Origin of the sequence: Candidatus Pelagibacter communis, assembly GCF_001180025.1 — a bacterium.
GTDB classification, from domain to species: domain Bacteria; phylum Pseudomonadota; class Alphaproteobacteria; order Pelagibacterales; family Pelagibacteraceae; genus Pelagibacter; species Pelagibacter ubique_A.
Window position 1 is genome coordinate 1 of sequence record NZ_CVSK01000036.1, and the last position, 833, is coordinate 833.

The 833-nt window shown below is 29.3% G+C and carries 1 protein-coding gene and 1 pseudogene; both read right to left on the reverse strand.

Going from position 1 to position 833, the window contains the following annotated elements; translation table 11 throughout:
* Window positions 1–683: inositol monophosphatase family protein (locus AMN83_RS01670; protein ID WP_102133161.1), on the reverse strand; the 683-nt coding region annotated here is incomplete at its 3' end.
* A 1-nt stretch (window position 684) separates the two neighbouring features.
* A pseudogene (locus tag AMN83_RS01675) lies at window positions 685–833 on the reverse strand (elongation factor P); the annotation flags it as partial.

Below are 833 nucleotides of genomic sequence, written 5' to 3' on the forward strand. Positions count from 1 at the left end.
ATATCTATATTATTCTGATCGAATTTATCTAAATCATTAACAATTCCACCTGCCTCCTCTACTAACAAGGCGCCTGCTGCTACGTCCCAAATATTAATTCTATTATGAAAAAAACCATCTAATCTACCTGAAGCTACATAAGCCAAGTCTAAAGCTGCACATCCGCTATATCTCATATTTAAATTGCTGAATTTGACTCCTTCATGATTACTAGAAAACAAACATTCATCTATTAAGTTTTTATTTGATACTCTTAATCTTTGATTATTTAAGTAAGCTCCTTTGTTTTTTTCTGCATAAAACATTTCATCTTTAATAGGATCATAAATTAAACCACTAATTATCTCTTTTTTAGATTCAAGAGCCAAACAAATTGCAAAATGAGGAATGCCATGTAAAAAATTTGTAGTACCATCTATAGGATCGATAATCCAAATATTATCTTTATCTTTGTTTTCAATTGAACCAACTTCTTCTGATAAAAAAGAGTAATTTTTTTTTGTTTTAGAAAGTTCTTCAATTAGAATTTTTTCTACATATTTGTCAGTTTTTGTAACAAAATCTCTGGGTCCTTTTTTAGATACTTGTAATTTCTCAACTTCTCCGAAATCTCTTATCACAGACTTTGAGGCTTTTTCAGCTGCCTTTATCATAATATTTAAATTTGAAGATATAGAGATCATTTTAGATTTTTTTAATGTATTCTAAATTTCTAGTATCAACTACGACTTCATCACCTGCTTCAATAAACGGAGGAACTTGAATATTTAAACCATTATCAAGAGTTGCTGGTTTGTATGATGATGAAACTGTTTGTCCTTTAAGGGCTGCAT